This is a genomic window from Pantoea sp. VS1, assembly GCF_002207995.1.
GTDB lineage: Bacteria > Pseudomonadota > Gammaproteobacteria > Enterobacterales > Enterobacteriaceae > Pantoea > Pantoea dispersa.
In genome coordinates, this window is sequence record NZ_NHZE01000044.1 from 32,845 (window position 1) to 59,670 (window position 26,826).

Genomic DNA, 26,826 nt, shown 5'->3' on the forward strand with positions numbered 1-26,826 from the left:
GTTAAAACGCGCGATGAATCGCGCCGCTACGACTGCTGTGCGCTAATCTGAACGGCGCTAAGCCGCAACTTCATCCTGGCGCAATACGCGGTGGCCGTGGGCAATCAGCGCATCGGTCACGCTGCGCATCAGACGGCTTTCCGGCGCGAAACGGTGCCAGTACAGCATCCGGCGCTGATACAGACCCGGTGTCAAATCAACCAGCTCTCCCTGCGCCAGCTCGCGCTCAATCTGCAGGTGCGGAATCATACAGCATACCGATCCCTGCCGCGCCAGCTGCACAAAAGCCTCTGACGAGTTCACGATGTGGCACGGCACGCTGCCCGGCGATAAATCAAAGTTCTGCTGCAAAAAGGCCTGATGCATATCGTCAAGGTGATCAAACGCCACCGCCGGGGCTTTCAGCAGCGCCGAGCGCGTCACGCCATTGGGGAAATAGCGCGCGGCAAACTCCGGCGAGGCGCAGAACAGATAATCCAGCGCACCCAGCTGATCCACCAGGCAACTTGGCAACGGCTGCGGCTGGATACTCACCGCGCCGACCACTTCACCGCGCCGTAAACGCTCCTGCGTGCGGGTTTCATCTTCCACCTGCAGATTCAGGCGCACCGGCGAGTCGGCCAGCACATCTTTCAGCGCCGGCAGCAGCCAGGTAGCAAGACTGTCGGCGTTCACCGCCAGCGACAGCAGCAGCGGCGTGGTGCCACCGTTATCATCCCCCAGCCACTCCTCTTCCAGCAGTTCCACCTGATGCAGCAGCGCCAGCAATTTTTGTCCCTGCTCGGTCGGGCGCGGCGGCACGGTACGCACCAGCAGCGGCTGACCAAATAAATTTTCCAGCTGTTTAATGCGCTGCGACACCGCAGACTGCGTGATGCACAGCTTCTGGGCGGCACGCTCAAAGCCGCGTTCGCGAATCACAGCATCCAGCGCCTGAAGCGTTCGATAATCCGGGCGTTTCATTGTTGTTCTCTCTCGTTCAGGGTGGAAACTACTATGCCATAAAACGGCGAAGCTGTGCGGCCGACGCGTTTTTGCGGGCTGGCTTCCAAAGGCTTACATCCAACGTCGGTCAGCCGCGCTTTTTGACAGCGCCTTGTTTTATACTACGCGCACTTCGATGTCGCACAGGTTTTAAACATACCATGACCCAGGATGAACTGAAAAAAGCGGTAGGTTGGGCAGCGCTGCAGTACGTGCAGCCAGGCACCATTGTTGGCGTAGGCACCGGTTCAACGGCGGCGCACTTTATTGACGCGCTTGGTACCATCAGGGATCAGATCGAGGGCGCGGTTTCCAGTTCGGAAGCCTCAACCGAAAAGCTCAAATCGCTGGGCATTCCGGTGTTCGATCTCAACAACGTGGATGCGCTGTCGGTGTATGTCGACGGGGCTGATGAGATCAATCCACAGATGCAGATGATTAAGGGCGGCGGCGCAGCGCTGACGCGTGAGAAAATTGTCGCGGCGGTGGCGCAGAAATTTATCTGCATCGCTGATGCGTCCAAGCAGGTCGATGTGCTGGGCAACTTCCCGCTTCCGGTGGAGGTGATTCCGATGGCGCGCGCTTATGTGGCGCGGGAGCTGGTGAAGCTGGGCGGCCTGCCGGAGTATCGTCAGCACGTGGTTACGGATAACGGCAACATTATTCTCGACGTACATAATCTGCGCATCCTTGACCCGATTGCGCTGGAAAAAACTATCAATGCGTTGCCGGGCGTCGTCACCGTGGGGCTGTTTGCCGCGCGCGGAGCGGATATCGCGCTGATTGGCACGCCGGACGGCGTGAAAACCATCACCAATTGATCTCACCGGCGCGCCGCCAGCGCCGATTATTTCCATCCGCAAAACATCTTTTCTTGCTGCAGTGAAATTTGGTGACTTATGTCACAAATGATTCATCAACAGCAGGTTCGTACTTTGCGCTCTCGTCATCTCACGATTTTGTGTGGATTTGTGTTGTCTGCACGTGGGCGCGTGCTGGCGTGCAGGCAATCGTTTGTATTGCCGCGCCGGAAAATTTTGATATTTTGACAGAAGGCTACCTTATGGTAGTCCTCGTTGAATTCTGAATAGGGTCGGGAAATGGCAAAGGTATCACTGGAAAAAGACAAGATTAAGTTCCTGCTGGTGGAAGGCGTTCACCAGAGTGCGCTGGATAATCTGCGCGCCGCAGGTTACACCAACATCGAGTTCCACAAAGGCGCACTGGATGCTGAGACGCTGAAGTCCTCCATCCGCGATGCCCACTTCATTGGTATCCGTTCCCGTACCCAACTGACTGAAGAGATCTTCGCGGCGGCTGAAAAGCTGGTGGCGGTGGGCTGCTTCTGTATCGGTACTAACCAGGTTGATCTCAGCGCGGCAGCGAAACGCGGCGTGCCGGTGTTCAACGCCCCGTTCTCCAATACCCGTTCAGTCGCGGAACTGGTGATCGGCGAAATGCTGCTGATGCTGCGCGGCATTCCGGAAGCCAACGCCAAAGCACACCGCGGCATCTGGAATAAAATCGCCACCGGTTCGTACGAAGCGCGTGGTAAGAAGCTGGGGATCATTGGCTACGGCCATATCGGGATGCAGCTCGGCGTGCTGGCGGAAAGCCTCGGCATGCACGTATTTTTCTACGATATCGAAAACAAGCTGCCGCTGGGCAATGCCACCCAGGTGCGCCATCTCTCTGACCTGCTGAACATGAGTGATGTGGTCAGCCTGCACGTGCCGGAAACGCCGTCCACGCAGAACATGATTGGCAGCGAAGAGCTGGCGCTGATGAAGCCCGGCGCGCTGCTGATCAACGCCGCGCGCGGTACCGTGATCGACATCCCGGCGCTGTGTAATGCGCTGGCCAGCAAGCACCTGGCTGGTGCCGCCATCGACGTCTTCCCGGTTGAACCTGCAACCAACAGCGATCCGTTCAACTCGCCGCTGTGCGAATTCGACAACGTGATCCTGACGCCGCACATCGGCGGATCAACGCAGGAAGCGCAGGAGAACATCGGTCTGGAAGTGTCTGGTAAGCTGGCCAAATACTCTGACAACGGCTCGACGCTCTCCGCAGTAAACTTCCCGGAAGTCTCGCTGCCGATGCACGCCGCCAGCGCCAGCCGCCTGCTGCACATCCATGAAAACCGCCCGGGCGTGCTGACCGCCATCAACCAGATCTTTGCCGAGCAGGGCATCAACATTGCCGCTCAGTATCTGCAAACCTCGCCAGTGATGGGTTATGTGGTTATTGATATTGATGCCGAAGAGGATGTGGCGGAGAAAGCGCTGCAGCTGATGAAGGCGATTCCGGGCACCATTCGCGCCCGTCTGCTGTACTGACAGTGCAGGGCGCCGCTGGGCGCCCTGTCTTTATCCCGGCAGCGTTTCCCACTGCCACAGCTTTGATGGCGTCAGAATCGCCGGCAATGGCACATCCCAGGCCGCCACCGGCAGCGCATCGACGCGCTGGCAGTCGTGCGCAATACCCAGCGGTAAAAAACCATGCTGCTGCCAGTGCTGTAGCGTGCGATCGTAAAAACCCCCGCCCATGCCTAAGCGTTGTCCCTGCGCGTCAAATGCCACCAGCGGTACCAGCATCACATCCAGCTGATCGAGTGTCGCCAGCTGCGTAATATCCAGCGGCGGCTCAGGGATGCGCAGCTTGTTAGGTCGCAGCGGGGTTTCTGGCGTGTAGCGCAAAAAAAGCAGGTGACCGGGCGCAAACGGGTGCAGCACCGGCAGAAAGACCTGCTTCTTTTGCTGCCACAGTTTGGCAATCAGCGGTCGGGTATTGATTTCGCCATCGACGGAGAGAAATAGCGCGATGCGTTGTGCGCTGGCCAGCGGGGCAAAATTGATGGCATGTTCAGCCAGCAGATCGGCGGCCTCAACCTGTTGCTCAGGCGTAAGATTGCGGCGCAGATGGCGCACATGCTGACGAATATCCTGACGGTCGAGAAGAGAAGGTGCTGGCATGATGTCCCCGGCTGATAAGGCTGTTGATAGCCACATTATCACACCGGGAATAACAGGGTGGAACTAAGAGGAGATCTCCGAGATGCCGCCGCAGGCTGTAACCCTTGAACCCTTGGTTCAAGGTGAGTATGCCGTCGTAACCATCAGGCTTCTCGGACGGACCGAGCATGCTCACAGGTTACAGAGCGTCACACTCTGTTGGTATGAAATATCGGCTCAGGGGACTGGCCCGCTTGCAAACATCTCAGAGAAAATTGACTTCACCGTTACTCTAACACGAGTACCATGAAGTGTTATTCGAATTTAGGGCCCTGACGTTCAGTTATGCGACCTTGCTCAACTAATGCCTGCTCAATGGTCTGCTGCAGCATACGGATGCGTTGTTCCATATTGGCTGCGTAATCGCGCGTTTTACCTTTCTCTTGTGCCAGCTCGTGGCAAATGTTTAACGCGGCGATGAACACCAGCTGCTCTGTATTTGTGACTCTAGTGCGAACTTTTAAATCTTGCAACCGTTGATTGAGATCCTCTGCGGCCAGATTCAGCGCATCTTGCTGTTCAGGCGGACAATTCACTCTCAATGAACGACCAAAAATCTGAATATCTACCGGTTGTGCAGACATGCCACCATCCTGACTGATTACTTCGTTCGCATCTCCCTTACCTGTCAATGGGTTGGGAGGTGCGCAACTATATAGACCCGCGTGATAAGTTACAACCCCTTTTCTGGAAACCCTGAGGCACCTGGTGGTAGCATAACACGAACTTATTCTGCCAACGACGACCAAAGCTTATGTCTTTACAGAACGCAACACCCACTTACAACGCGCTGGCCGCGGCACTTTCCCAGCAGGGCGTAGGCATGACGCCCGCCGAGATGCACGGCCTGCTGTGTGGCATTCTGTGCGGCGGCAATCAGGACAGCAGCTGGAAAACCCTGGTGCACGACCTGACTAACGAGGGCATGGCGTTCTCGCAAAGCCTGTCGCAGCCGCTGCAGGCGCTGCATGAAAACCTGGCCAACACGCTGGACGAAGAGGGTTTCCTGTTCCAGCTGATGCTGCCGGATGAGGAGGACATCACGGTGTTCGATCGTGCTGACGCGCTGGCCGGCTGGGTCAATCACTTCCTGCTGGGCCTGGGCGTGACGCAGCCGAAGCTGGACAAAGTGACCGGTGAGACCGGCGAAGCGATTGACGATCTGCGCACCATTGCGCAACTTGGCTACGATGAAGATGAAGATCAGGAAGAGCTCGAACAGTCGCTGGAAGAGGTGATTGAGTACGTGCGCGTTGCCGCGCTGCTGTGCCATGACACCTTCACCCGGCCACGCACGCCGACCGCACCGGAAGTGCAAAAACCTACGCTACACTAAGCGCGTCATCGTGGGCAGGTCGCTGCCCGTTTTCTACAGGGAGTGCAAATATGATTACACTGGAAACTTTCCGGCAACGTCGTCAGGCGCTGATCGCCCGCATGGCGCCCGGCAGCGCGGCTTTGATTTTTGCTGCACCTGAAGTGACGCGCAGCAACGACACCGAATATCCCTTTCGCCAGAACAGCGACTTCTGGTACTTCACCGGCTTCAACGAGCCGCAGGCGCTGCTGGTATTAATCAAGAGCGATGACAATCATAACCATAGCGTGCTGTTTAACCGCGTACGCGACCTGACGGCCGAGATCTGGTTCGGGCGTCGGCTTGGTCAGGAAGCCGCACCGGCGAAGCTGGGCGTTGACCGCGCGCTGCCGTGGGATGCGATTGACGAGCAGCTGCACCAGCTGCTCAACGGACTCGACGTGGTGTATCACGCACAGGGTGAATACGCGGAAGCGGATACGCTGGTGTTCAGCGCGCTGGAGAAACTGCGCCGCGGTTTCCGGCAAAACCTCAGCGCACCGGCGACGCTGACCGACTGGCGTCCCTGGGTGCATGAGATGCGCCTGTTTAAAAGCGAAGACGAGATCGCCATTCTGCGCCGCGCAGGAAAAATCAGCGCGCTGGCACATATCCGTGCGATGCAGGCGTGCCGTCCCGGCATGTTTGAGTATCAGCTGGAAGGCGAAATCCATCACGAATTCACCCGCCATGGCGCGCGCTTTCCGTCTTACAACACCATTGTGGGCTCCGGTGAGAACGGCTGCATTTTGCACTACACCGAAAACGAAAGCGAAATGCGCGACGGCGATCTGGTGCTGATTGATGCCGGTTGCGAATTCCATGGCTACGCCGGCGATATCACCCGTACCTTCCCGGTTAACGGTAAATTCAGCCAGCCGCAGCGCGAGATCTACGACATCGTGCTCGCCTCGCTGTATAAGGCGCTGTCGATGTTCCGCCCGGGCATCAGCATCCATGAAGTCAACGACGAAGTGGTGCGCATCATGATCACCGGTCTGGTCGATCTTGGCATTCTGGAAGGCAATATCGATACGCTGTTTGAAGAGCAGGCGCACCGTCCGTTCTTTATGCACGGCCTTGGGCACTGGCTGGGGCTGGACGTGCACGACGTCGGCCACTACGGCACGCCCAGCCGCGACCGCCTGCTTGAACCCGGCATGGTGCTCACCGTTGAACCGGGCCTGTATATCGCGCCGGATGCCAAAGTGCCGGCGCAGTATCGCGGCATTGGTATCCGTATCGAAGACGACATCGTCATCACCGCCGACGGTAATGAAAACCTGACCGACAGCGTGGTAAAAGACGCTGAGGCGATCGAAGCACTGATGGCGGCGGCGCGCGGCGTATGAGTATCCTGATTGCAGGCGGCGGCATGACCGGCGCCACGCTGGCACTGGCGATTTCGCATCTGACGCAGGGCCAGTTGCCGGTGACGCTGATTGAGCGTCACCAGCCGGACAGCCGCGCGCACCCGGGCTTTGACGGGCGCGCCATCGCGCTGGCGGCGGGCACCTGTCAGCAGCTGGCGGAAATTGACCTGTGGCGTTCGCTGGCGGATTGCGCCACGCCCATTACCCACATCCACGTTTCCGATCGCGGGCACAGCGGGTTTGTTCAGCTGCAGGCTGAGGATTATCAGCTGTCGGCGTTGGGCAACGTGGTCGAGCTGTATGACGTGGGACAGCGCCTGTTTAAACGTCTGCGTGAGGCGCCAGGCGTGACGCTGTGCTGCCCGGATCACGTGACCTCAGTAACCCGCAGCGCCGATAGCGTGCAGGCGACGCTCAGCAGCGGCGCAACGTTACAGGGCGCGCTGCTGGTGGCCGCTGACGGCGCACGCTCGCCGCTGGCGGCGTCCTGCGGCATGCGCTGGCAGCGCGACGACTACCAGCAGCTGGCGGTGATTGCCAACGTCGCGACGCAGTTGCCGCATCAGGGCCGCGCGTTTGAGCGCTTCACCCGGCATGGCCCGTTGGCGCTGCTGCCGATGTCCGGCAACCGTCTGTCGCTGGTGTGGTGTCACCCGGCGGCGGCCGAAGCCACGGTTAAGCAGTGGGACGATGCCACCTTCCTGCATGAATTACAGCGCGCCTTTGGCTGGCGGCTGGGGCGCTTTACTCACGCCGGCCAGCGCGAAATCTATCCGCTGGCGCTGCAGACCGCAGAGCGTCAGGTGACGCACCGGCTGGCACTGGTCGGCAATGCGGCGCAAACGCTGCATCCGATCGCCGGGCAGGGCTTTAACCTCGGTCTGCGCGACGTGATGTCGCTGGCGGAAACCCTTGCGACGGCGCATCGTCACCAGCAGGATCCGGGCAGCCACGCGGTGTTGCACCATTTTGCTGCGCGCCGCCAGCCGGATCGCGCGGCGACCATTGGCGTCACCGACGGTCTGGTGCGGCTGTTCGCCAACCGTTATGCCCCGCTGGTGGCAGGACGAAATCTTGGGCTGGTGGCAATGGACCACCTGCCATGGCTGCGAAACCCACTTGCCGTGCGCACGCTCGGCTGGGTTAAGCGTTAAGCATGAATTAAGGGGCAGCAATGCAAACATTTGATGTGGCGATTGCCGGTGGCGGCATGGTCGGTCTGGCGGTGGCCTGTGGCTTACAGGGCAGCGGCCTGCGCGTTGCGGTGCTGGAAAAAGCGCCTGAGCCACAATTTGATGCGGCGGCGCCAGCGTCGGTTCGCGTCTCGGCCATCAACGCCGCCAGCGAGCGTCTGCTGCAAAAACTTGATGTCTGGTCCACCATCCTCGCGCTGCGCGCCAGCGCGTATCACGGCATGGAAGTGTGGGATCAGGACAGCTTTGGCTCGATCAGCTTTGATGACGAGCAGCAGGGGCTGTCGCACCTCGGACATATCATTGAAAACGAGGTGATTCACAGTGCGCTGTGGCAGCGCGCCAGCCAGTGCAACGACGTGACGCTGATTGCACCGGCTCAGCTGCAGCAGGTGGCGTTTGGCGATAATGAAGCCTTTATTACCCTGCAGGACGGCAGCATGATGAGCGCGCGCCTGCTGATTGCTGCGGACGGGGCAAACTCGTGGCTGCGTGACAAAGCGGATATCCCGATTACTTTCTGGGATTACGAACATCACGCGCTGGTGGCCAACGTACGCACCGATATGCCGCACGATGCCATCGCGCGCCAGGTGTTCCACGGCGACGGCATTCTGGCCTTCCTGCCGATGCAGGATCCGCACCTGAGCTCCATCGTCTGGTCGCTGTCACCGCAGGAAGCGGCGCGACTGCAATCCATGCCGGAAGCGCTGTTTAACCAGCAGCTTTCGGTGGCATTCGATATGCGCCTTGGTCTGTGCCAGGTTGAAAGCGAACGGAAAACCTTCCCGCTGACGGCGCGTTACGCCCGCAATTTTGCTGCGCACCGGCTGGCGCTGGTGGGCGATGCGGCGCATACCATCCATCCGCTGGCCGGGCAGGGGGTTAACCTCGGCTTTATGGATGCCGCCGAGCTAATTGGCGAAATCCGCCGTCTGCATCAGCAGGGCAAAGATATCGGCCAGCATCTCTATTTGCGTCGTTATGAACGCAGCCGCAAGCACAGCGCAGCGCTGATGCTGGCCGGCATGCAGGGTTTCCGTGAGCTGTTTGCCGGCCACCATCCGGCAAAAAAACTGCTGCGCGACGTCGGGCTGAAGCTGGCCGACACGCTGCCTGGCGTGAAGCCGTTACTGCTGAAGCAGGCCATGGGCCTCAACGACCTGCCCGGCTGGATCCGCTAACCCTCCTTATTACGGCACCGTTTCAGGTGCCGTTTTTCCTGCACTGACGTTACGTGATCCCCTCAAGGGTGGGCGTGGCAGTCGGCTGCCGCTCATGAATCAACGAACTGCACAGCGTTGTCGCTATTCATCGCGACCCTGTGCGCACCCGGTAACGTCACTGCAAATCCCGCCCTGGCACCATTATTGTGCATCGCTGCACCCAAATTACCCTTCATTTGATTTATTCTAATTTCAGGCCTCAATTCGCATTACTTTAACTAATCCTAAATGCTTTTCGTCCCAGAACCATTTCCCTTGTCTGCGGCACAGCTTCCATTATTCGGCTGAATTACTGCGCATCAGGTGAATTATATGCGCGGTAAATCACATAAATGCAGTGAGATGTGCTGGCATAGCTGCCGGGGCAGCACAAAGGATGATAAGGTTTCACCCTCGTTTTCCTTATGGTTAATTGCCGGATTCGGTGGTAACTTCAGCGTAAAGAGAACGTTTGCGTCGCTCAAAACTGACGACGCAGGCGCGTCACACTCACTTGTCTTCACAGGATGGTTATGACTCAGCAAACGCCTCTATTCGAACAGCATCAGACCTGCGGTGCCCGCATGGTGGACTTCCACGGCTGGATGATGCCGCTGCACTACGGCTCGCAAATGGATGAGCACCATGCGGTGCGCAACGATGCCGGAATGTTTGACGTTTCCCACATGACCATTGTCGATCTGCACGGCGCGCGCACCCGTGAATTTCTGCGTTACCTGCTGGCCAACGACGTCGCCAAACTGACTCAGCCCGGCAAAGCCCTCTATACCGGCATGCTGAATGCTTCAGCTGGCGTCATTGATGATTTAATTGTTTACTTTATGAGCGAAGATTTCTTCCGCCTGGTGGTCAACTCCGCCACGCGCGAGAAGGATCTGGCGTGGATCGCTGAGCATGCGCAGCCGTTTGGGGTTGCGCTCACCGAGCGTGACGATCTGGCGCTGATCGCCGTACAGGGACCGAACGCGCAGCAAAAAGCACAGAGCCTGTTTAGCGCGGCACAGCGTGACGCGGTTGCAGGCATGAAGCCGTTCTTTGGCGTACAGGCCGGCGATCTGTTTATCGCCACGACCGGTTATACCGGTGAAGCCGGTTATGAAATCGCCCTGCCTGCCGCTCAGGCCGCAGATTTCTGGCAGCTGCTGCTGGCCGCGGGCGTGAAACCAGCCGGACTGGGCGCACGCGATACGCTGCGTCTCGAAGCCGGCATGAATCTGTATGGTCAGGAGATGGATGAAGGCGTTTCGCCGCTTGCCGCCAACATGGGCTGGACCATCAGCTGGGAGCTCGCCGACCGTGACTTCATTGGCCGTGAGGCGCTGGAAGCGCAGCGCGAGAACGGCACGGAAAAACTGGTCGGGCTGGTGATGACCGAAAAAGGCGTGCTGCGTAACGGTCTGACGGTGCGCTTTACCGATGCGCAGGGACAGCCGCAGCAGGGCATCATTACCAGCGGCTCCTTCTCGCCAACGCTGGGCTACAGCATTGCGCTGGCGCGCGTGCCGGCCAGTATCGGTGAGCAGGCGATTGTTGAAATCCGCAATCGTGAAATGCCGGTGAAAGTGACTAAACCTATTTTTGTTCGCGCCGGCAAGCCGGTCGCTCAGTAATTTTTTTCAGGAGAAATGGCGATGAACAATGTGCCAAATGAATTGAAGTACCGTGATAGCCACGAGTGGGTGCGTAAAGAAGCTGACGGTACGTTTACCGTGGGCATCACCGAACACGCGCAGGAACTGCTGGGCGACATGGTGTTTGTCGACCTGCCAGACGTGGGCGCCAGCTTTGCCGCCGGTGACGACTGTGCGGTAGCCGAATCCGTGAAAGCGGCATCGGATATCTATGCCCCGCTGAGCGGTGAAATCGTGGCGGTTAACGAAGCGCTGGGCGATGCCCCGGAGCTGGTTAACAGCGAACCGTACGCCGCCGGCTGGCTGTTCCGCATCAAAGCCAGCGACGAGTCCGAGCTCGACGCGATGCTCGATGCCGAGGCCTATAAAAAGTCCATCGACGAGTAACCGGTAGTCTCTGAAGGTGCTGCACTGCGGCGCCTTCTTTTTTATCTGCCTGATTTAATGCCATTTTGTCACCCAGCCCGATTCAGGATGTACTGTAAATGACCCAGACTCTCAGCCAGCTCGAACATAACGGTGCTTTTATTGAGCGCCATATCGGTCCTGATGCCGCGCAGCAGGCCACCATGCTGGAAGCGATTGGTGCCAGCTCGCTGGCTTCGCTGATCGCTTCAATTGTGCCTGCTGATATCCAGCTGCCAGGCCCGCCGGCGGTAGGCGATGCCGCGACTGAACAGCAGGCGCTGGCAGAGCTGAAAGCCATTGCCAGCCAGAATCAGCGTTACAAATCCTGGATTGGAATGGGTTACAGCGCCGTGATCACCCCGCCGGTGATTCTGCGCAACATGCTGGAAAACCCAGGCTGGTACACGGCCTACACGCCGTATCAGCCGGAAGTGTCGCAGGGCCGTCTGGAAGCGCTGCTCAACTTCCAGACCCTGACGCTCGATCTCACCGGGCTGGATATTGCTTCAGCTTCACTGCTGGATGAAGCCACCGCGGCCGCCGAAGCGATGGCGATGGCTAAACGCGTCAGCAAGCTGAAAAACGCGACCAAATTCTTTATCGCCGATGACATCCATCCGCAAACGCTGGATGTGGTGCGCACCCGCGCCGAAACCTTTGGCTTTGAGCTGATTATTGATCGCGCCGAAAAAGCCCGCGAGCACGACGATCTGTTTGGCGTGCTGCTGCAGCAGGTCGGCACCAGCGGAGAGGTGCACGACTACCGTGAACTGATTGCTGAGCTGAAAAGCCGCAAAGTGGTGGTGAGCGTGGCGGCGGATTTCATGGCGCTGGTGCAGCTGGAAGCGCCGGGCAAACAGGGTGCTGATATCGTCTTTGGTTCCGCCCAGCGCTTTGGCGTACCGATGGGCTACGGCGGTCCGCACGCGGCCTTCTTTGCCAGCCGTGATGAGCACAAGCGCTCCATGCCGGGCCGTATCATCGGTGTGTCACGCGATGCCGCCGGTAACACCGCGCTGCGCATGGCGATGCAGACGCGCGAACAGCATATCCGCCGTGAGAAAGCCAACTCCAACATCTGTACCTCACAGGTGCTGCTGGCGAATATCGCCGGCCTGTACGCGGTTTACCATGGCCCGGCCGGACTGAAACGCATTGCCTCGCGCATTCACCGTCTGACCTCGATTCTGGCAGCAGGCCTGCAAAACGGCGGCCTGAATCTGCGCCATCACAGCTGGTTCGATACGCTGACCGTTGAAGTTGCCGATAAAGCGGCGGTGCTGAACCGGGCGCTGAGCTTCGGCGTCAACCTGCGCAGCGATATCCTCAATGCGGTCGGTATCACGCTGGATGAAACCACCACGCGTGAAGACGTGCTGGCGCTGTTTGCCATTCTGCTGGGCGATGCGCACGGCCAGGACATCGAGGCGCTGGACGCCGCGGTGGCGGCGGAAAACAGCGCCATTCCGGCAGGCCAGCAGCGTACCAGCGAATTCCTTACCCATCCGGTGTTCAACCGTCATCACAGCGAAACTGAGATGATGCGCTACATGCACAGCCTGGAGAAAAAGGATCTGGCGCTGAATCAGGCGATGATCCCGCTCGGCTCATGCACCATGAAACTGAATGCCGCCGCCGAAATGATTCCGATCACCTGGCCGGAATTCGCTGAGCTGCACCCGTTCTGCCCGGCAGAGCAGGCGAGCGGTTATCTGCAGATGATCGGCCAGCTGTCCCAGTGGCTGGTCCAGCTCACCGGGTACGATGCGCTGTGCATGCAGCCGAACTCTGGTGCGCAGGGCGAATACGCCGGTCTGCTGGCCATCCGTCGCTATCATGAGAGCCGTAATGAAGGGGGCCGCACGATCTGTCTGATTCCGAGCTCGGCGCACGGTACCAACCCGGCGTCCGCGCAGATGGCGGGCATGGCAGTCGTGGTGGTGGCCTGTGATAAGCAGGGCAACATCGATCTCGGCGATCTGCGTGAAAAAGCAGCGCAGGCCGGTGACGCGCTGTCGTGCATCATGGTGACCTATCCGTCGACGCACGGCGTCTACGAAGAGACCATTCGCGAAGTGTGCCAGATCGTGCATCAGTACGGCGGCCAGGTGTACCTCGACGGCGCAAACATGAACGCGCAGGTCGGGATCACCACGCCTGGCTACATTGGCGCTGACGTGTCGCATCTCAACCTGCACAAAACCTTCTGCATTCCGCACGGCGGTGGCGGTCCGGGCATGGGGCCCATCGGGGTAAAAGCGCATCTGGCGCCATTCGTACCGGGCCATAGCGTGGTGCAGATTGACGGCGTGCTGACCCAGCAGGGCGCGGTTTCTGCGGCGCCGTTCGGCAGCGCATCTATTCTGCCCATTAGCTGGATGTACATTCGCATGATGGGTGCCGAAGGGCTGAAGCAGGCCAGCTCGGTGGCGATTCTCAACGCCAACTACATCGCCAGCCGGCTGCAGTCGGCGTACCCGATTCTGTACGCCGGCCGCGACGGCCGCGTGGCGCATGAGTGCATTCTCGACATTCGTCCGCTGAAAGAGCAGACCGGCATCAGCGAGCTGGATATCGCGAAACGCCTGATCGACTATGGCTTCCATGCGCCGACCATGTCGTTCCCGGTCGCCGGCACGCTGATGGTCGAGCCGACCGAATCTGAGAGCAAAATCGAGCTGGACCGCTTTATTGACGCGATGCTGGCGATCCGCATGGAAATTGATCGCGTGGCCGACGGTGAATGGCCGGCTGACGACAACCCGCTGGTGAATGCACCGCATACCCAGATGGAAATCGTCGGCGACTGGACTCATCCGTACAGCCGCGAGCTGGCGGTCTTCCCGGCCGGCAGCGCCAACAAATACTGGCCGACCGTTAAGCGTCTCGACGATGTGTTTGGCGATCGCAATGTGTTCTGTTCATGCGTTCCGATGAGCGAATACCAGTAATCAGCAGGCATAATCCAAACCCTTCAGTAATACTCAAGGCCGATTTGTCGGCCTTTTTTTATGGGAGAAGCATATGGATCTGGCACTGGTCACCGGCGGTAGCCGCGGAATTGGACGGGCAACATCGCTGCTGCTGGCGCAGGCAGGTTATCGCGTGGCAATCAATTTCCGGCAGCGCGAAGCAGAAGCGTTGCAGGTGGTAGCAGATATCGAAGCGCAGGGCGGCAGCGCGTTTGCCTTACAGGCAGATATTGCCGATGAAGCGCAGGTGGTGCGCATGTTCCGCCAGCTGGATCAGCAGCCGGGCGCGCTGCGCGTGCTGGTGAATAACGCCGGTATTCTCTTCTCCCAGTGCCGGGTTGAGGATCTGGATGCTGCGCGCATTCAGCGGGTGCTGGCAACCAACGTCACCGGCACGTTTATCTGCTGTCGCGAAGCGGTAAAACGCATGAGCACCGCACACGGCGGTCAGGGCGGTGCCATTGTTAACGTCTCGTCAGCGGCCGCGCGTACCGGCTCGCCCAATGAGTATGTCGATTATGCGGCGTCGAAAGGCGCGATGGACACGCTGACCAGAGGATTGTCACTGGAAGTGGCAGCGCAGGGAATTCGCGTCAATAGCGTGCGGCCAGGGCTGATCTACACCGATATGCATGCCGACGGCGGTGAGCCGGGGCGCGTTGATCGTCTCGCGGCATCGCTGCCGATGCAGCGCGGCGGCCAGGCGGAGGAGATCGCTGCCGCCATCGCCTGGCTGGCCAGTGACGCCGCTTCATACGTCACCGGCAGCTTTATTGATGCATCAGGCGGCCGTTGAGCCGCACGTCACAGCCTTTCTGTGCGCGGCGCACATCTATACGTCGCGCGCCATTAGCGGTTACAGCACTTCACCATTGCTGGCAATCACCTGCTGATACCAGGCGAAACTCTTCTTCTTCGAGCGGGCAAAGCTGCCGCTGCCGTCATCGTTTTTATCGACGTGGATAAAGCCGTAGCGCTTGCTGTACTGGCCGGTGGTAAAGGAGACGCAGTCGATGCAGCCCCACGGCGTATAGCCCAGCAGATCGACACCATCCAGCGCCACCGCTTTTTTCATCTCTTCAATGTGCGCGCGCAGATAATCAATGCGGTAGTCATCTTCGATCACGCCCTCAGCATTGGCTTTATCAATGGCACCAAAGCCGTTCTCAACAATAAACAGCGGCTTCTGGTAGCGCTCATACAGCGCATTCAGCACGTAGCGCAGGCCGACCGGATCAATCTGCCAGCCCCAGTCGGACGCTTTCACATGCGGGTTAGGCACTACGCCGTCGAAGCCGGTGATCGGATCGTCGACGCCGCTGGCTTTGGTGTCCACCGCATTGCTCATGTAGTAGCTGAAACCGATGTAGTCGCAGCAGCCCTGACGCAGCGTTTCGGCGTCATCGGCTTCCATCGCAATGTGATAACCCTTGCGCGCCCACTCTTTCAGCGTATAAGCCGGGTACGCACCGCGCATCTGCACGTCGCTGAACACGTAGCGCTGATGCATCGACTCCTGCGCGCGCATCACGTCGTCCGGATGGCAGGAGAACGGATAGACTGGCACCATGGCGATCATGCAGCCAATCTGGAAATCCGGGTTGATTTCGTGGCCGCGCTTCACCACTTTGGCACTGGCGACGAACTGGTGATGCATCACCTGATACATTGTCTGCTCCGGCTTTTCATGCTCTGTGAACACGACGCCGGAGCAGCAGTAGCCGAACAGCGGATACTGCCAGTTGCGCTGGTTATTGATTTCATTGAAGGTCATCCAGTACTTCACCTTGTGGCGATAGCGTGTCATCACCACGTCACTGAAGCGCACAAAGAAATCGACCACTTTGCGATTAGCCCAGCCGCCGTACTCTTTAACCAGATGATAAGGCATCTCAAAGTGCGACAGGGTAATCACCGGTTCGATGCCATATTTCAGCAGCTCATCAAACAGGTCATCGTAAAATTGCAGGCCGGCTTCATTGGGCTGCAGTTCATCGCCGTTGGGGAAAATGCGCGTCCAGGCAATCGAGGTGCGGAAGCATTTGAAACCCATCTCGGCAAACAGCGCCACGTCCTGTTTGTAGTGCGAATAGAATTCCACCGCCTGATGGTTGGGATAGTGCTGGCCGGGCTGGACGCCGGGCGTGATGACGCGATCAACGCCGTGTGCGCCGCCGGTGAGAACATCGGCGATGCTGACGCCTTTGCCGCCCTGATCCCAGCCGCCCTCAACCTGATGGGCTGCCACCGCGCCGCCCCAGAGAAATCCGCTGGGTAATTGCAATCCTTCACTCATTTCAATACCTCGTCACGCTGTTGGCGAAAATAATACTGCCCGCAGTGTAACAACTGAAATAGCAAAGTCACGCTATAACACCGGCGCGGAAATGTGACTTGTTACCGCCGAAAAACAGGCTGTTTTATACCTGCGTGAGGCGGGCAATATAACGGCCCAGCGTCTCCAGAATATAAATGACCGGTACCTGAGTAGTAATATCGTAGCGGTCAGGCAGTTTCTCCTGCGGCACATGATAGGAGAGATTGAAATCCGCCATTTTCGCCAGCGAGCAGTTGTCGTGATTGGTGATGGAGATGATTTTACAGTGATGCAGACTGAACTGGCTGGCAAAGCGCAGGATCTCTTCGGTTTCGCCAGAGACGGATAAAATAATCGCCAGCGCATTTTCCCAGGCGCTCTTACTCACCGGGTAATAAGGGTCGTCAATATGATGGCTGAATTTACCAATATTAGAAAAATAGCGTGCACCATATTTGCCGAGACTGCCTGAAGTACCGGCACCAATAAAGAAAATGTGCTCAGCCTCAATGATCATTTGCGCTGCGGTGGCAATCTGCTGATCAAATTCTGCGTTATTGATGCTTTTAAAAAAGCTCAGCATTTCTCCGACGCCGGAGGGCAGCAGCACCGGCGCGCTTTGCTCCTGCGCCAGGCGAAAACGGATGCGGAATTCTGACCAGCCGTCACAGTGCATTTTGCGGCAGAAGCGCAGCACCGTGGTGGTCGAGACGCCTGCCTGCGCCGCCAGTTCGCGGATGGTCATATAACTGACACTTTCCCGGTGTTTGATGATGAAGTGATAAACCTGCATCTCAAGGTCATTCAAACGGGACAGGTCGCTGTGTGAAAACATTCGGGCGGCGCTCACGGCAAAAAGAAGCCTCAGTGTAACAGATTGGTTTGCCGCTGGGTTGTCACACCTCTTCACAGAATAATTTTAGCGTACATGTGTACTCTGAAATTGTTCTTCGCTACTCTGGTGCACAGAAAAAGCACAACTTTCGTTACGATGTTCAGGAATCCGACGCCATGGTACAGAACCGACTTATTGCCCAGGGCTATTCACTGGCCGAAGAGATCGCCAACAGCATCAGCCACGGCCTGGGCTGCGTGTTTGGCATCGTGGGGCTGGTGTTGCTGTTGACCCAGGCCGTTGAAATGCAGGCGAATATCACCGCCATTACCAGCTATAGCCTGTACGGCGGCAGCATGATTTTGCTGTTCCTCGCCTCGACGCTGTATCACGCCATTCCGCATCAGCGTGCCAAATACTGGCTGAAGAAATTTGACCACTGCGCCATCTATTTGCTGATCGCCGGGACTTACACGCCGTTTCTGCTGGTCGGGCTGCAATCGCCGCTGGCGCAGGGATTGATGGTGGTAATCTGGAGTCTGGCGCTGGCGGGCATCATCTTTAAGCTGACCATTGCGCATCGCTTTAAAGTGCTGTCGCTGGTGACCTATCTCAGTATGGGCTGGCTGTCGCTGGTGGTGATTTATCAGCTGGCAACCAAACTGTCGGCGGGCGGCGTCTGGCTGCTGGCGGCGGGCGGGATTGTCTATTCACTCGGGGTGATTTTCTATGTGTCGCGCCGTATCCCGTACAGTCATGCCATCTGGCACGGTTTCGTGCTGGGCGGCAGCGTGCTGCACTTTTGCGCCATCTATTTTTACGTAATGTAACATGGCAAGGGTCGCCACTGTCGGCGACCCTGCGGCATATCAGCCGTAACCGTTACTCCTCCAGCGAATAGGGCAGTGGCTGGATGGTCAGCTTACCGTTTTCATCGCCTTCAACGCGCAGCACGCTGTCCGGCTCCAGATCGTTGTTCAGCACCGCCTGCACCCACACGCTGCCATCATCCAGCTGTACGCCGCTCAGCACCGTGCCGGTGCGACGCCATTTGTCGCCCATCTGCAACTCCAGCGAACTGGCCGCGTCCGGTACTTTGCTGGCGCTGCCCGCCAGCCAGTAGAGCGCACGTTTGTTGGCGCCGCGGAATTTGGCGCGCGCCACCATCTCCTGGCCGGTATAACAGCCTTTTTTGAAGCTGATGGCATCCAGCGCCTGCAGGTTAGTGGCCTGCGGAATCAGCTGCGCCGTGGTGGCGCTGTCAATCACCGGCACGCCCGCCGCAATATCCAGCGCCAGCCACTGCGTGCTGTCATTCAGTTGCGCTTCCCCGGCCAGCTTCTGCTGCAGCGCTTCGGCCTGCGCCGGCGTGGTGACCAGCAGAAAACGTTCGGCTGGCTCGGCGAACCACAGCAGGGTGGTGTCATCCTGCTGCACCACTGGGGTTGTGGCATCCGGCAGCGTGGCGAAAACGTTAGCCAGCGCGGCGCGCGCCTGAAAACCGGCAACGCCGAGCAGGACCGCGTCATCATCGGCCGCAATGGTCACTTTGGCGAACACCGCATACTTCTTCAGCTCAGTTACCTGCTGCTCGCGCAGATTGCGGCGCACAACATAGGCATAACCTTCTCCGCGATGAAACAGCCGCAGATTGCTCCACATTTTGCCTTTGGCATCGCAGTGCGCCGCCGGGCGATGCTGCGCTGCGTCCAGCGCCGCCACGTCCAGCGTCAGCTGACCCTGCAGATAAGAGGTGCTGTCTTTGCCCTGCACCGACACCAGCGCCCACTCGTCGAGCGACATCAGCGTTAAAGGCAGGCGCGACGCCGCAGCGGGCTGGCGAGGCGGAAGGGTGAAAATCGGCATGAGTCCGTCCTGATCAATAAGGTTTATCCAGTAATATGCTTACCAATGTTAAAAGAGCAGTGCGCCATTGCAACCTGTTTGCGGAATCTGGCGCACAAATCGCGTGATAACCCTGTAACCGGTGGCATTGCTGTGCGTCACCGCGCGCAGCGTCTGGTTGCACGCCTGCAGCGCGGCGAAAAAGCAGGTACACTGAGCGCCACTGTTATCAGCTGTGGAAGAAGACACATGGATATTCATGACAAAGCGCGCGTCCAGTGGGCATGCCGTCGCGGCATGCTGGAGCTGGATGTCTCGATCATGCCGTTCTTTAAATATGAGTATGATTCGCTGAGCGACAGCGACAAGCAGGTGTTTGTCGCGCTGCTGAAGAGCGACGATCCGGACCTGTTTAACTGGATGATGAACCACGGCGAACCGGCCGATCCCGAGTTCAAACGCATGGTGAAACTGATTCAGCAGCGCAACCGTGAACGCGGGCCGGTGGCAATGTAATCTGCACGCGTCACGCAGCGCGCGGGTGCTGAATGTGACGCTGTTCGTGCTGTGTGGCGCGCTGTTGCTGAGCGGTCGCTGGCCGGCGGGCTGGGCCTGGGTTCAGATCGCGGTAGTGATCCTGCTGACCCTGCAGTGCTGGCGTAACGCGCGTCGCCTGCAGCAGCGCTGCGGAGCGCTCATGCTGGATGACAAGGGTGACTGGTACTGGCGCGGTGAGCGCTGGCAGGCGCAACGGCAGCCGGATTGGCTACCGTGGGGCGTGTTGCTGGTGCTGCGTAACCGTCGCGGGCAGCGCTGGCGGCTGTGGCTGCTGCACGACAGCATGCCGCCCGACGCGTGGCGCGCGTTACGCGCCCGCTGTTTTTTGCTGGATGGCGCGACGCCGCATTAAAGCAGCGCGGCGGTTTCGGTCAGAATCTGTTCGCACCACTGCTCGACGCGCGCTTCGCTCAGCTCAAACTGATTAACGTCGTCGAGCGCCAGACCGACAAACTGCTGACCATCGGCGGTCAGCGGTTTTTTACTGGTGAACTGGTAGCCTTCGAGCGGCCAGTAACCGACAAACTGCACGCCCATCGGCAGCAGCAGTTCGTGCAGCATACCCAGCGCATCAAGGAACCATTCGCTGTACTCGACCTGGTCGCCCATGCCGTACAGCGCCACAATTTTGCCCTGCAGATTGAGCGCCGGCAGCTGTTGCCACACCGCTTCCCAGTCCTCCTGCAGTTCGCCGAAATCCCAGGTCGGAATACCGAGAATCAGTAAATCGTACTGCTCCATCAGCGACGGATCGTCATCTTTCAGGTTATGCAGTGTGACTAATTCTTCACCGATAAAGTCGCGGATTTTCTCCGCCGTCATCTCGGTGTAACAGGTACTGGAACCGTAAAACAGACCGATATTCATGCAATTAATGCTCTGACTGAAACTCACTCTGGCGCAATTGTACCAGAAGCAGGCCAGTTTCAGGCATAATGAGCACGATTTCACACGGCGAGGGGCAACAGTGCAGGACAGCGATCTGATAGAACAGTTTCTCGACGCGCTCTGGATTGAGCGCAACCTGGCGCAGAACACGCTGGCGTCCTATCGTCAGGATTTGCAGACGCTCACTGCCTGGCTGCACCACCATGAGCGCACGCTGCTGACGCTGGAAGCCACTGATTTACAGCAGTTTCTGGCTGAGCGGATTGAGGGCGGTTACAAAGCCACCAGCTCAGCGCGTACTCTGAGCGCGATGCGCCGTCTGTTTCAGTATCTGTACCGCGAAAAGCTGCGCAGTGACGATCCCAGCGCGCTGTTATCAGCGCCGAAATTGCCGCAGCGCCTGCCAAAAGACCTGTCAGAAAATCAGGTCGAGCGCCTGTTACAGGCACCAGCAACGGACATACCGCTCGAACTGCGTGACAAAGCGATGCTGGAGCTGCTGTATGCTACCGGGCTGCGCGTCTCTGAGCTGGTCGGTCTGACGTTGAGTGATGTCAGCCTGCGTCAGGGCGTGGTGCGAGTCATCGGTAAAGGCAATAAAGAGCGGCTGGTGCCATTAGGTGAAGAAGCAATTTACTGGCTGGAGCACTATATGGAACACGGGCGGCCGTGGCTGCTGAATGGGCAGACCATTGATGTGCTATTCCCCAGCAACCGCGCGCAGCAGATGACACGCCAGACCTTCTGGCATCGCATCAAACACTATGCCACCCTTGCCGGCATCGACAGCGAAAAGCTGTCACCGCACGTGCTGCGCCACGCATTTGCCACACATTTACTGAACCATGGTGCCGATTTACGCGTCGTACAGATGTTGCTGGGGCACAGCGACCTGTCGACCACCCAGATTTACACGCACGTGGCGACTGAGCGCCTGCGTCAGTTACATCAACAGCATCATCCGCGCGCCTGAGCAGCGGCAACAAGGATTTGAGATGAAAAAAACTATTACGACGCTGGCTCTGCTGGTCAGCGCCTTTTCTGCGCTGGCCTATGCCGATGACAGTGCGATTCAGCAATCACTGAAAAAACTGGGTATGCAGCAGGCGGAAATCCAGCCGTCGCCGCTACCAGGTATCAAAACGGTGATGACCGAAAGCGGTGTGCTGTACGTCACCGAAGACGGCAAGCACATGATTCAGGGCCCGCTGTACGATGTCAGCGGCGCGCAGCCGGTGAACGTCACCAATCAGCTGCTGGAGAAAAAAGTCGCCGCGCTGGCACCGGAAATGATTGTCTATAAAGCGCCGAAAGAGCAGCACGTGATCACCGTGTTCACCGACATCACCTGCGGCTACTGCCGCAAGCTGCACGAACAGATGGCTGACTACAATGCGCTGGGCATCACCGTGCGCTATCTGGCGTTCCCGCGTGAAGGCCTGCACGGCCAGGTGGAGAAAGCCATGACCGCCATCTGGTGTAGCGCCGATCGCAACAAGGCGTTTGATGCCGCAATGAAAGGCGACGCACCGCAAATGGATGCGCCGGCGAGCTGCAAAATTAATCTCGACCAGCACTACAAGCTGGGCATTCTGTTTGGTATTCAGGGCACGCCCGCCATTCTCACCGACAGCGGCATGATGATTCCTGGCTACCAGGGACCGCAGGAGCTGAAGCAGGTGCTGGACGGCCAGAAGCGTGGTGGTTAAGACACAGTGATGCACTCTGTAGAATTGCGTCGGCGTGAAGCCCAGGCCGACGCGCAGTTACCCGATGATTTACCGCCGTTGCTGCGTCGTCTCTACCTGCAACGCGGTGTCAAAGACGCCGCCGAACTGGAACGCGGCGCGAAATTCCTGCTGCCGTGGCAAAGCCTTGGCGGCATTGAGCGCGCCGTGACGCTGCTGCACCAGATGCTGCAGCAGCAACGCCGCATCGTGGTAGTGGGTGATTTCGATGCCGATGGTGCCACCAGCACTGCGCTCACCGTGCTGGCGCTGCGTAGCATGGGCGGCAACGTCGATTATCTGGTGCCGAACCGCTTTGAGGACGGCTATGGCCTGAGCCCGGAAGTGGTGGAGCAGGCACGTGCGCGTGGCGCCGAGCTGATCCTCACCGTGGATAACGGCATTTCGTCGCACGCGGGCGTCGATACCGCGCACCAGCACGGGATACCGGTACTGATCACCGATCACCACCTGCCGGGCGAAACGCTGCCGGCGGCAGAGGCCATCGTTAACCCTAACCTGAGCGACAGTGCATTCCCGTCGCGTTCGCTGGCGGGCGTCGGCGTGGCGTTTTATCTGATGCTGGCGCTGCGTGCCCATCTGCGTCAGCAGAACTGGTTCAGCGACGGGCGCAGTGAACCTAATCTGGCCGAACTGCTGGATCTGGTGGCGCTCGGTACCGTGGCCGACGTGGTGCCGCTGGATGCCAACAACCGCATTCTGGTGTGGCAGGGGCTGAGCCGCATCCGCGCCGGCAAATGCCGTGCCGGCATCCGCGCGCTGCTGGAGATTGCTAACCGCGATGCGCGTCAGCTGGCGGCCAGCGACCTCGGTTTTGCCGTCGGGCCACGCCTCAATGCTGCCGGCCGGCTGGACGATATGTCGGTTGGCGTTGCGCTGCTGCTGACGGAAGATATTGCCCAGGCGCGCATGCTGGCCAGCGAACTTGATGCGCTTAATCAGACGCGCAAAGAGATTGAGCAGGGCATGAAGAGCGAGGCGCTGGCGCTGTGCGATGAGCTGGAGCGCCAGCATCGCGATCTGCCGCTCGGGCTGGCGTTTTATCACCCGGAGTGGCATCAGGGCGTGGTTGGCATCCTCGCGTCACGCCTGAAAGAGCGCTTCCACCGCCCGGTGATCGCCTTCGCGCCCGCCGGTGACGGCACGCTGAAGGGCTCTGGCCGTTCAATTGCCGGGCTGCACCTGCGCGACGCGCTGGAACGCATCGACACGCTCTATCCCGGCCTGATCATCAAATTTGGCGGGCACGCCATGGCGGCGGGGCTGTCGCTGGAAGAGGCGAAGTACGATGAGTTCCGCCAGCGCTTTGCTGCGCTGATCGACGAATGGCTGGAAGGCGAGGCGCTGCAGGGCGTGATGTGGTCCGATGGCGAACTGCATGCGCAGGAGTTTACCCTGCACACTGCGGAAATGTTGCGGGAAGCCGGCCCCTGGGGCCAGGCGTTTCCGGAGCCGGTGTTCGACGGTCAGTTTAAGCTGTTGCAGCAGCGTCTGGTGGGCGAGCGTCACCTTAAGGTGATGGTCGAGCCGCTGGGCGGCGGCCCGTTACTGGATGGTATCGCCTTTAACGTCGACACCAGCCTGTGGCCAGACAGCAGCGTGCGTCAGGTGCAGCTGGCCTACAAGCTGGATATCAACGAATACCGCGGCAATCGCTCGGTACAGCTGATCATCGACCATATCTGGCCGCAGTCGTAACCTTTAGAACGTGACGTCGACACCGCCGCGCAGCACCTTCTCATCGCCGCGATCGGCCACGTGGCGGTCGGCACGCAGAAACAGCCGCGCGCGTGCCGACTGCACCAGATCAACCCGCGCACCAAACCACTGCGAGCGGCGATCGAGCTGCATACCCGGGATGGTGAAGCTCTGCTGACCGCTGCCGAAGCCGCTCCAGCGCGCGCTGACGTCCATCGACGGATTGCTGAACGCGTACTGGTATTCGCCGTACAGGCTCAGCATGCTCCACCAGCCCGCCGACCAGTCCTGGCGCGCGCTGAGATTCAGGCCACAGTAACCGACGCTACGGCGATAGCTGTCGCCGTCGCCCTGCAGACCAAACGCGCTGCCGCTGTCGCTGAAGCTGCCGGTTTGCAGGCCGGTTTCACGCCAGCCGAGATAAGGCTCAATGCGATAATCCTCCTGCAGCGTCCAGCGATAGCCGCTCTGCAGCGCCGCCTGCCAGCTGTCTGTGCGGGCGGAAGAGGAGACCGGTGCAGCTTCATCCAGCAGCACCAGGCGCTGCAGTTTGTCGCGTCCATGCTGATAGCTGAGATTGCCCTGCCAGTACCAGGCTGGCGTCACCGCATAGCGCCCATACAGCATTACGCCCTGCAGGCTGTTCTGGCTGTTGCCGCCGGTGTCGTCATAGGTGGCATCAAGCTGAGTGTGCGTCCAGGCGATGCCGAGGCGCAGGCCGGGCTGGCCAAAATCGCTGTCGGCACCCAGCGCGGTCAGGGTGTTGCGATAGCGGTTGCCGAGATAGCCGTCCTGGTCGAGCGAACCGCGCAGCTGACCGCTCTCCAGCCAGAAGCCGAAGCGCCCCTGTTCGCTGGCATCATCGATGCGGTTGTTGAGCAGGCGCGTCTGATAATCAAGCGCGTTGAACAGCACCGCATTGCCGGAGGCATGCGCCTGGCCGGACAGGGAGTTGATCGCCGCCTGTGCGCTGCGGGTGTCCGCCAGCGTCTGGAAGGCACCTGCGGCCGCCAGCGCTGACTGCTGCGCACTGCTCAGCGTCGCCTGACCCTGCCAGCGGTCCGCCAGCTCAAACGCCTGCTCCAGGTTGCGGCTGGTTTGCTGCGCGCTGGTGCTATCGATTCCCATCGCCTGTGCCGCTGCGGCGGTGTTCTTGCGCGTCAGCTGGCCGGTAACGCTGTGGGCGTCATAGCTGACGGAACCGTCGAGAAATACGCCGGTATTGACCTGGCTAAACTGACCGCTCACGCCGCCGCCGCTGGTCAGCAGCGTTTCCTGCTGTTTCACCACGTAGCTGGCGGAGGGCGGCGCCAGGTTTAGCGTGCCGTCGAGCGCTGCGTTGCCGGTCACGCGCAGCGGATTGTTCAGCGTGACGTTGAGCGTACCGTTGGCGCTTTGCTGATAGTTGCCCGCCACCTGCAGGCCGCTATTAACCGATCCCTGGTTGACCAGATTGCCGCCGATGCGTCCGCTGCCACCCAGTTTACCGCTGCCGTTCACCAGCGCGTTGCCGGCAATCGCACCGTCAATCAGCAGGCTATTGGCGGAGACCTGCGTCAGGCCCTGATAGCTGTTGTTGCCGGTCAGCTGCAGCGTACCGCCGCGTTCGCTGCCGTCCAGCACCAGCCCGCGATCGCCGCTGATGTCATTGCTGAACACATACTGGCCGCCGTCGAGGCGCGCACTGAAGTCCTCTGCCCAGAATTGTCCCGGCCCGTTTAAGGCTTTGGCGGCGTTAAGATCGCCCCAGCCGAACGTCTCATTGTATGGCCGCCCGTTCGCGCTGTCGGCGACGTTATCGTGCGCATCACTGCGGTAGGTGGCGGTGGTCAGCAGGGTTTGCTGCAGGTTATGGCCGCTCATCCACGGGAAACGCTGCAGCAGCTGCGAAGCTGCGGCCGTCACGCGCGGTGCGGCAAATGAGGTGCCGAAGCTGCGCACCTTTACCCAGCTGCCGTCAGAATTTTGATACAGATAATCGGTATAACCCGGCGCGGTCAGGCACCATGCGGCGGCCGCGCCGCAGGCGTCAAACGGTCCGGTGCCGGCTGCGCGTCCCGGCAGATCATAACCGGTATGATCCATGATGCCGGTGACCGCCAGCAGATTACGCGCCAGTTGCGGGTCGTTATACATCAGCGGAGTCAGCACGTCCGGTGCCGGCGTGGCGCCGCTGTTGTTGCCGGTGATCATCACCGCCAGCCCATCTGCCGCAGCCACCGCGTTAAGCCCCTGATACAGTGACTGATAGCGCTGACGCGCATCGCTCAGTGCCTGCTGGCTGGTGAGACGCTCCTGCGAACCGTAGGACATATTGAAGATGCGCACACCCTGCGCCACTAAGCCCTGCACGGCGCGCGCAGTATTGTCGTAGCTGAAAATGTTATTTTGTGATGCCTGCGCCACATACAGCGCGCTGTCAGGCGACAGCCCCAGTAGCGTCATCGCCACTAACGTGCCGTGGCCGTTGATCCCCATGTTGTCGTTCAGCGCGGTGTTGCTGCCGACATAGCTGGAGAAATTCACGTTAGCGTAATTAATTTCGCTGCGGCCCGGGGCCAGACCGGAGTCAATGATGCCCACTTTATTGCTGGCTGCCGTGGCCGGCACCGCAGGTTCAACCACCGGCGTGACCGGGGCCAGGGTGCCGCCGCCGCCGCTACCACCGCCGCCGCCGCCACCACCACAGGCGCTCAGCAGAAACGGGATGATCAGCGCCAGCAGGCGCGGTGAGGATCGAAAAGTAACAACAGGATAATGCATGGCAACTCCTCATGCC

General features: G+C 59.4%; 24 protein-coding genes and 1 other RNA gene. 16 read left to right on the forward strand and 9 right to left on the reverse strand.

Translation table 11 applies throughout. The annotated features are described in order from the left end of the window. Nucleotides 1–57: 57 nt before the first annotated feature. Complete coding sequence (locus CBW22_RS16430; RefSeq protein WP_021506656.1) at nucleotides 58–963, reverse strand: LysR family transcriptional regulator ArgP; 906 nt, start codon at nucleotides 961–963, stop codon at nucleotides 58–60. A gap of 182 nt (nucleotides 964–1,145) precedes the next feature. Between CBW22_RS16430 and rpiA the strand changes: the two genes are divergently transcribed. Both rpiA and serA read left to right on the forward strand, forming a co-directional pair. Continuing rightward, entirely contained in the window at nucleotides 1,146–1,805 is a 660-nt protein-coding gene (rpiA, locus tag CBW22_RS16435) for a ribose-5-phosphate isomerase RpiA (RefSeq protein WP_021506657.1), read from the forward strand. Nucleotides 1,806–2,084: 279 nt separating this feature from the next. Beyond that, nucleotides 2,085–3,323: a phosphoglycerate dehydrogenase gene (gene serA / locus CBW22_RS16440; protein WP_058757100.1), complete on the forward strand. Its 1,239-nt coding sequence runs from the start codon at nucleotides 2,085–2,087 to the stop codon at nucleotides 3,321–3,323. Between the two features lie 30 nt (nucleotides 3,324–3,353). Here serA and CBW22_RS16445 read toward each other — a convergent pair whose 3' ends face one another. The 3 genes from CBW22_RS16445 to zapA form a co-directional block, all read right to left on the reverse strand. Next, nucleotides 3,354–3,959 (reverse strand): 5-formyltetrahydrofolate cyclo-ligase, encoded by a 606-nt coding sequence (locus CBW22_RS16445; protein ID WP_088517204.1) that lies wholly within the window; start codon nucleotides 3,957–3,959, stop codon nucleotides 3,354–3,356. Between the two features lie 70 nt (nucleotides 3,960–4,029). Continuing rightward, a non-coding RNA gene (gene ssrS, locus CBW22_RS16450) (6S RNA) lies at nucleotides 4,030–4,213 on the reverse strand. A 39-nt stretch (nucleotides 4,214–4,252) separates the two neighbouring features. Further along, on the reverse strand, nucleotides 4,253–4,582 hold the full coding sequence (zapA, locus tag CBW22_RS16455; RefSeq protein ID WP_021506660.1) for a cell division protein ZapA: 330 nt from the start codon (nucleotides 4,580–4,582) through the stop codon (nucleotides 4,253–4,255). Between the two features lie 170 nt (nucleotides 4,583–4,752). Here zapA and CBW22_RS16460 point away from each other — a divergent pair, with 170 nt between their 5' ends. From CBW22_RS16460 to CBW22_RS16495, 8 genes are all read left to right on the forward strand, one after another. Then, nucleotides 4,753–5,334: a YecA/YgfB family protein gene (locus CBW22_RS16460; RefSeq protein ID WP_058757098.1), complete on the forward strand. Its 582-nt coding sequence runs from the start codon at nucleotides 4,753–4,755 to the stop codon at nucleotides 5,332–5,334. Nucleotides 5,335–5,384: 50 nt separating this feature from the next. Further along, complete coding sequence (gene pepP, locus CBW22_RS16465) at nucleotides 5,385–6,707, forward strand: Xaa-Pro aminopeptidase (RefSeq protein WP_088517205.1); 1,323 nt, start codon at nucleotides 5,385–5,387, stop codon at nucleotides 6,705–6,707. Further along, nucleotides 6,704–7,882 carry a 2-octaprenyl-6-methoxyphenyl hydroxylase gene (ubiH, locus tag CBW22_RS16470; protein ID WP_088517206.1) on the forward strand — a complete coding sequence of 393 codons (1,179 nt, stop codon included), beginning with the start codon at nucleotides 6,704–6,706 and terminating at the stop codon, nucleotides 7,880–7,882. Before pepP ends, ubiH begins: the two co-directional genes overlap by 4 nt. A 20-nt stretch (nucleotides 7,883–7,902) precedes the next feature. After that, a complete protein-coding gene (gene ubiI / locus CBW22_RS16475; RefSeq protein WP_088517207.1) occupies nucleotides 7,903–9,105 on the forward strand; it encodes an FAD-dependent 2-octaprenylphenol hydroxylase in 1,203 nt (400 codons plus the stop codon). Nucleotides 9,106–9,659: 554 nt separating this feature from the next. Further along, complete coding sequence (gene gcvT, locus CBW22_RS16480) at nucleotides 9,660–10,757, forward strand: glycine cleavage system aminomethyltransferase GcvT (protein WP_088517208.1); 1,098 nt, start codon at nucleotides 9,660–9,662, stop codon at nucleotides 10,755–10,757. 21 nt (nucleotides 10,758–10,778) lie between these two features. Then, complete coding sequence (gcvH, locus tag CBW22_RS16485) at nucleotides 10,779–11,165, forward strand: glycine cleavage system protein GcvH (protein WP_088517209.1); 387 nt, start codon at nucleotides 10,779–10,781, stop codon at nucleotides 11,163–11,165. A gap of 98 nt (nucleotides 11,166–11,263) precedes the next feature. Further along, entirely contained in the window at nucleotides 11,264–14,137 is a 2,874-nt protein-coding gene (gcvP, locus tag CBW22_RS16490) for an aminomethyl-transferring glycine dehydrogenase (RefSeq protein ID WP_088517210.1), read from the forward strand. Nucleotides 14,138–14,210: 73 nt separating this feature from the next. Next, nucleotides 14,211–14,954, forward strand: coding sequence for an SDR family oxidoreductase (locus CBW22_RS16495; protein ID WP_058781310.1), 744 nt, complete (start codon nucleotides 14,211–14,213; stop codon nucleotides 14,952–14,954). Between the two features lie 60 nt (nucleotides 14,955–15,014). Here CBW22_RS16495 and CBW22_RS16500 read toward each other — a convergent pair whose 3' ends face one another. Together CBW22_RS16500 and CBW22_RS16505 are read right to left on the reverse strand one after the other, a co-directional pair. Continuing rightward, nucleotides 15,015–16,454: a 6-phospho-beta-glucosidase gene (locus CBW22_RS16500; RefSeq protein ID WP_058757093.1), complete on the reverse strand. Its 1,440-nt coding sequence runs from the start codon at nucleotides 16,452–16,454 to the stop codon at nucleotides 15,015–15,017. Between the two features lie 124 nt (nucleotides 16,455–16,578). Then, nucleotides 16,579–17,310, reverse strand: a complete 732-nt coding sequence (locus tag CBW22_RS16505) for a MurR/RpiR family transcriptional regulator (RefSeq protein WP_058757092.1) — start codon at nucleotides 17,308–17,310, stop codon at nucleotides 16,579–16,581. Between the two features lie 176 nt (nucleotides 17,311–17,486). On the opposite strand from CBW22_RS16505, the gene trhA reads away from it, so the two are divergent. Then, complete coding sequence (gene trhA, locus CBW22_RS16510; RefSeq protein WP_088517211.1) at nucleotides 17,487–18,140, forward strand: PAQR family membrane homeostasis protein TrhA; 654 nt, start codon at nucleotides 17,487–17,489, stop codon at nucleotides 18,138–18,140. A 52-nt stretch (nucleotides 18,141–18,192) separates the two neighbouring features. Here trhA and ygfZ read toward each other — a convergent pair whose 3' ends face one another. After that, nucleotides 18,193–19,176: a tRNA-modifying protein YgfZ gene (gene ygfZ / locus CBW22_RS16515; protein ID WP_058775872.1), complete on the reverse strand. Its 984-nt coding sequence runs from the start codon at nucleotides 19,174–19,176 to the stop codon at nucleotides 18,193–18,195. A 228-nt stretch (nucleotides 19,177–19,404) separates the two neighbouring features. On the opposite strand from ygfZ, the gene sdhE reads away from it, so the two are divergent. Together sdhE and CBW22_RS16525 are read left to right on the forward strand one after the other, a co-directional pair. Continuing rightward, entirely contained in the window at nucleotides 19,405–19,671 is a 267-nt protein-coding gene (sdhE, locus tag CBW22_RS16520; protein WP_010616925.1) for an FAD assembly factor SdhE, read from the forward strand. Further along, nucleotides 19,646–20,065: a protein YgfX gene (locus tag CBW22_RS16525; RefSeq protein ID WP_088517212.1), complete on the forward strand. Its 420-nt coding sequence runs from the start codon at nucleotides 19,646–19,648 to the stop codon at nucleotides 20,063–20,065. The genes sdhE and CBW22_RS16525 overlap by 26 nt, the downstream gene beginning before the upstream one ends. Here CBW22_RS16525 and fldB read toward each other — a convergent pair. Then, nucleotides 20,062–20,580: a flavodoxin FldB gene (fldB, locus tag CBW22_RS16530; RefSeq protein ID WP_088517213.1), complete on the reverse strand. Its 519-nt coding sequence runs from the start codon at nucleotides 20,578–20,580 to the stop codon at nucleotides 20,062–20,064. The genes CBW22_RS16525 and fldB overlap by 4 nt on opposite strands. 100 nt (nucleotides 20,581–20,680) lie before the next feature. Between fldB and xerD the strand changes: the two genes are divergently transcribed. From xerD to recJ, 3 genes are read left to right on the forward strand one after another with little or no spacing between them, the layout of a single operon-like run. Then, nucleotides 20,681–21,574 (forward strand): site-specific tyrosine recombinase XerD, encoded by an 894-nt coding sequence (xerD, locus tag CBW22_RS16535; protein ID WP_088517214.1) that lies wholly within the window; start codon nucleotides 20,681–20,683, stop codon nucleotides 21,572–21,574. A gap of 22 nt (nucleotides 21,575–21,596) precedes the next feature. Beyond that, the gene (dsbC, locus tag CBW22_RS16540) at nucleotides 21,597–22,310 is read left to right on the forward strand and encodes a bifunctional protein-disulfide isomerase/oxidoreductase DsbC (protein WP_088517215.1); all 714 of its coding nucleotides are present in this window, start codon (nucleotides 21,597–21,599) and stop codon (nucleotides 22,308–22,310) included. A gap of 9 nt (nucleotides 22,311–22,319) precedes the next feature. Further along, complete coding sequence (recJ, locus tag CBW22_RS16545) at nucleotides 22,320–24,047, forward strand: single-stranded-DNA-specific exonuclease RecJ (protein ID WP_021506678.1); 1,728 nt, start codon at nucleotides 22,320–22,322, stop codon at nucleotides 24,045–24,047. A 3-nt stretch (nucleotides 24,048–24,050) separates the two neighbouring features. Here the strand turns inward: recJ and CBW22_RS16550 are convergent, their stop codons facing one another. Next, entirely contained in the window at nucleotides 24,051–26,810 is a 2,760-nt protein-coding gene (locus tag CBW22_RS16550; RefSeq protein WP_088517216.1) for an autotransporter domain-containing protein, read from the reverse strand. Nucleotides 26,811–26,826 lie beyond the last annotated feature (16 nt).

Coding starts and splice junctions, on each gene's coding strand:
- CBW22_RS16430 (WP_021506656.1), bottom strand. CDS start 963: ATGAAACGCCCGGATTATCGAACGCTTCAGGCGCTGGATGCTGTGATT.
- rpiA (WP_021506657.1), top strand. CDS start 1,146: ATGACCCAGGATGAACTGAAAAAAGCGGTAGGTTGGGCAGCGCTGCAG.
- serA (WP_058757100.1), top strand. CDS start 2,085: ATGGCAAAGGTATCACTGGAAAAAGACAAGATTAAGTTCCTGCTGGTG.
- CBW22_RS16445 (WP_088517204.1), bottom strand. CDS start 3,959: ATGCCAGCACCTTCTCTTCTCGACCGTCAGGATATTCGTCAGCATGTG.
- zapA (WP_021506660.1), bottom strand. CDS start 4,582: ATGTCTGCACAACCGGTAGATATTCAGATTTTTGGTCGTTCATTGAGA.
- CBW22_RS16460 (WP_058757098.1), top strand. CDS start 4,753: ATGTCTTTACAGAACGCAACACCCACTTACAACGCGCTGGCCGCGGCA.
- pepP (WP_088517205.1), top strand. CDS start 5,385: ATGATTACACTGGAAACTTTCCGGCAACGTCGTCAGGCGCTGATCGCC.
- ubiH (WP_088517206.1), top strand. CDS start 6,704: ATGAGTATCCTGATTGCAGGCGGCGGCATGACCGGCGCCACGCTGGCA.
- ubiI (WP_088517207.1), top strand. CDS start 7,903: ATGCAAACATTTGATGTGGCGATTGCCGGTGGCGGCATGGTCGGTCTG.
- gcvT (WP_088517208.1), top strand. CDS start 9,660: ATGACTCAGCAAACGCCTCTATTCGAACAGCATCAGACCTGCGGTGCC.
- gcvH (WP_088517209.1), top strand. CDS start 10,779: ATGAACAATGTGCCAAATGAATTGAAGTACCGTGATAGCCACGAGTGG.
- gcvP (WP_088517210.1), top strand. CDS start 11,264: ATGACCCAGACTCTCAGCCAGCTCGAACATAACGGTGCTTTTATTGAG.
- CBW22_RS16495 (WP_058781310.1), top strand. CDS start 14,211: ATGGATCTGGCACTGGTCACCGGCGGTAGCCGCGGAATTGGACGGGCA.
- CBW22_RS16500 (WP_058757093.1), bottom strand. CDS start 16,454: ATGAGTGAAGGATTGCAATTACCCAGCGGATTTCTCTGGGGCGGCGCG.
- CBW22_RS16505 (WP_058757092.1), bottom strand. CDS start 17,310: ATGTTTTCACACAGCGACCTGTCCCGTTTGAATGACCTTGAGATGCAG.
- trhA (WP_088517211.1), top strand. CDS start 17,487: ATGGTACAGAACCGACTTATTGCCCAGGGCTATTCACTGGCCGAAGAG.
- ygfZ (WP_058775872.1), bottom strand. CDS start 19,176: ATGCCGATTTTCACCCTTCCGCCTCGCCAGCCCGCTGCGGCGTCGCGC.
- sdhE (WP_010616925.1), top strand. CDS start 19,405: ATGGATATTCATGACAAAGCGCGCGTCCAGTGGGCATGCCGTCGCGGC.
- fldB (WP_088517213.1), bottom strand. CDS start 20,580: ATGAATATCGGTCTGTTTTACGGTTCCAGTACCTGTTACACCGAGATG.
- dsbC (WP_088517215.1), top strand. CDS start 21,597: ATGAAAAAAACTATTACGACGCTGGCTCTGCTGGTCAGCGCCTTTTCT.
- recJ (WP_021506678.1), top strand. CDS start 22,320: ATGCACTCTGTAGAATTGCGTCGGCGTGAAGCCCAGGCCGACGCGCAG.
- CBW22_RS16550 (WP_088517216.1), bottom strand. CDS start 26,810: ATGCATTATCCTGTTGTTACTTTTCGATCCTCACCGCGCCTGCTGGCG.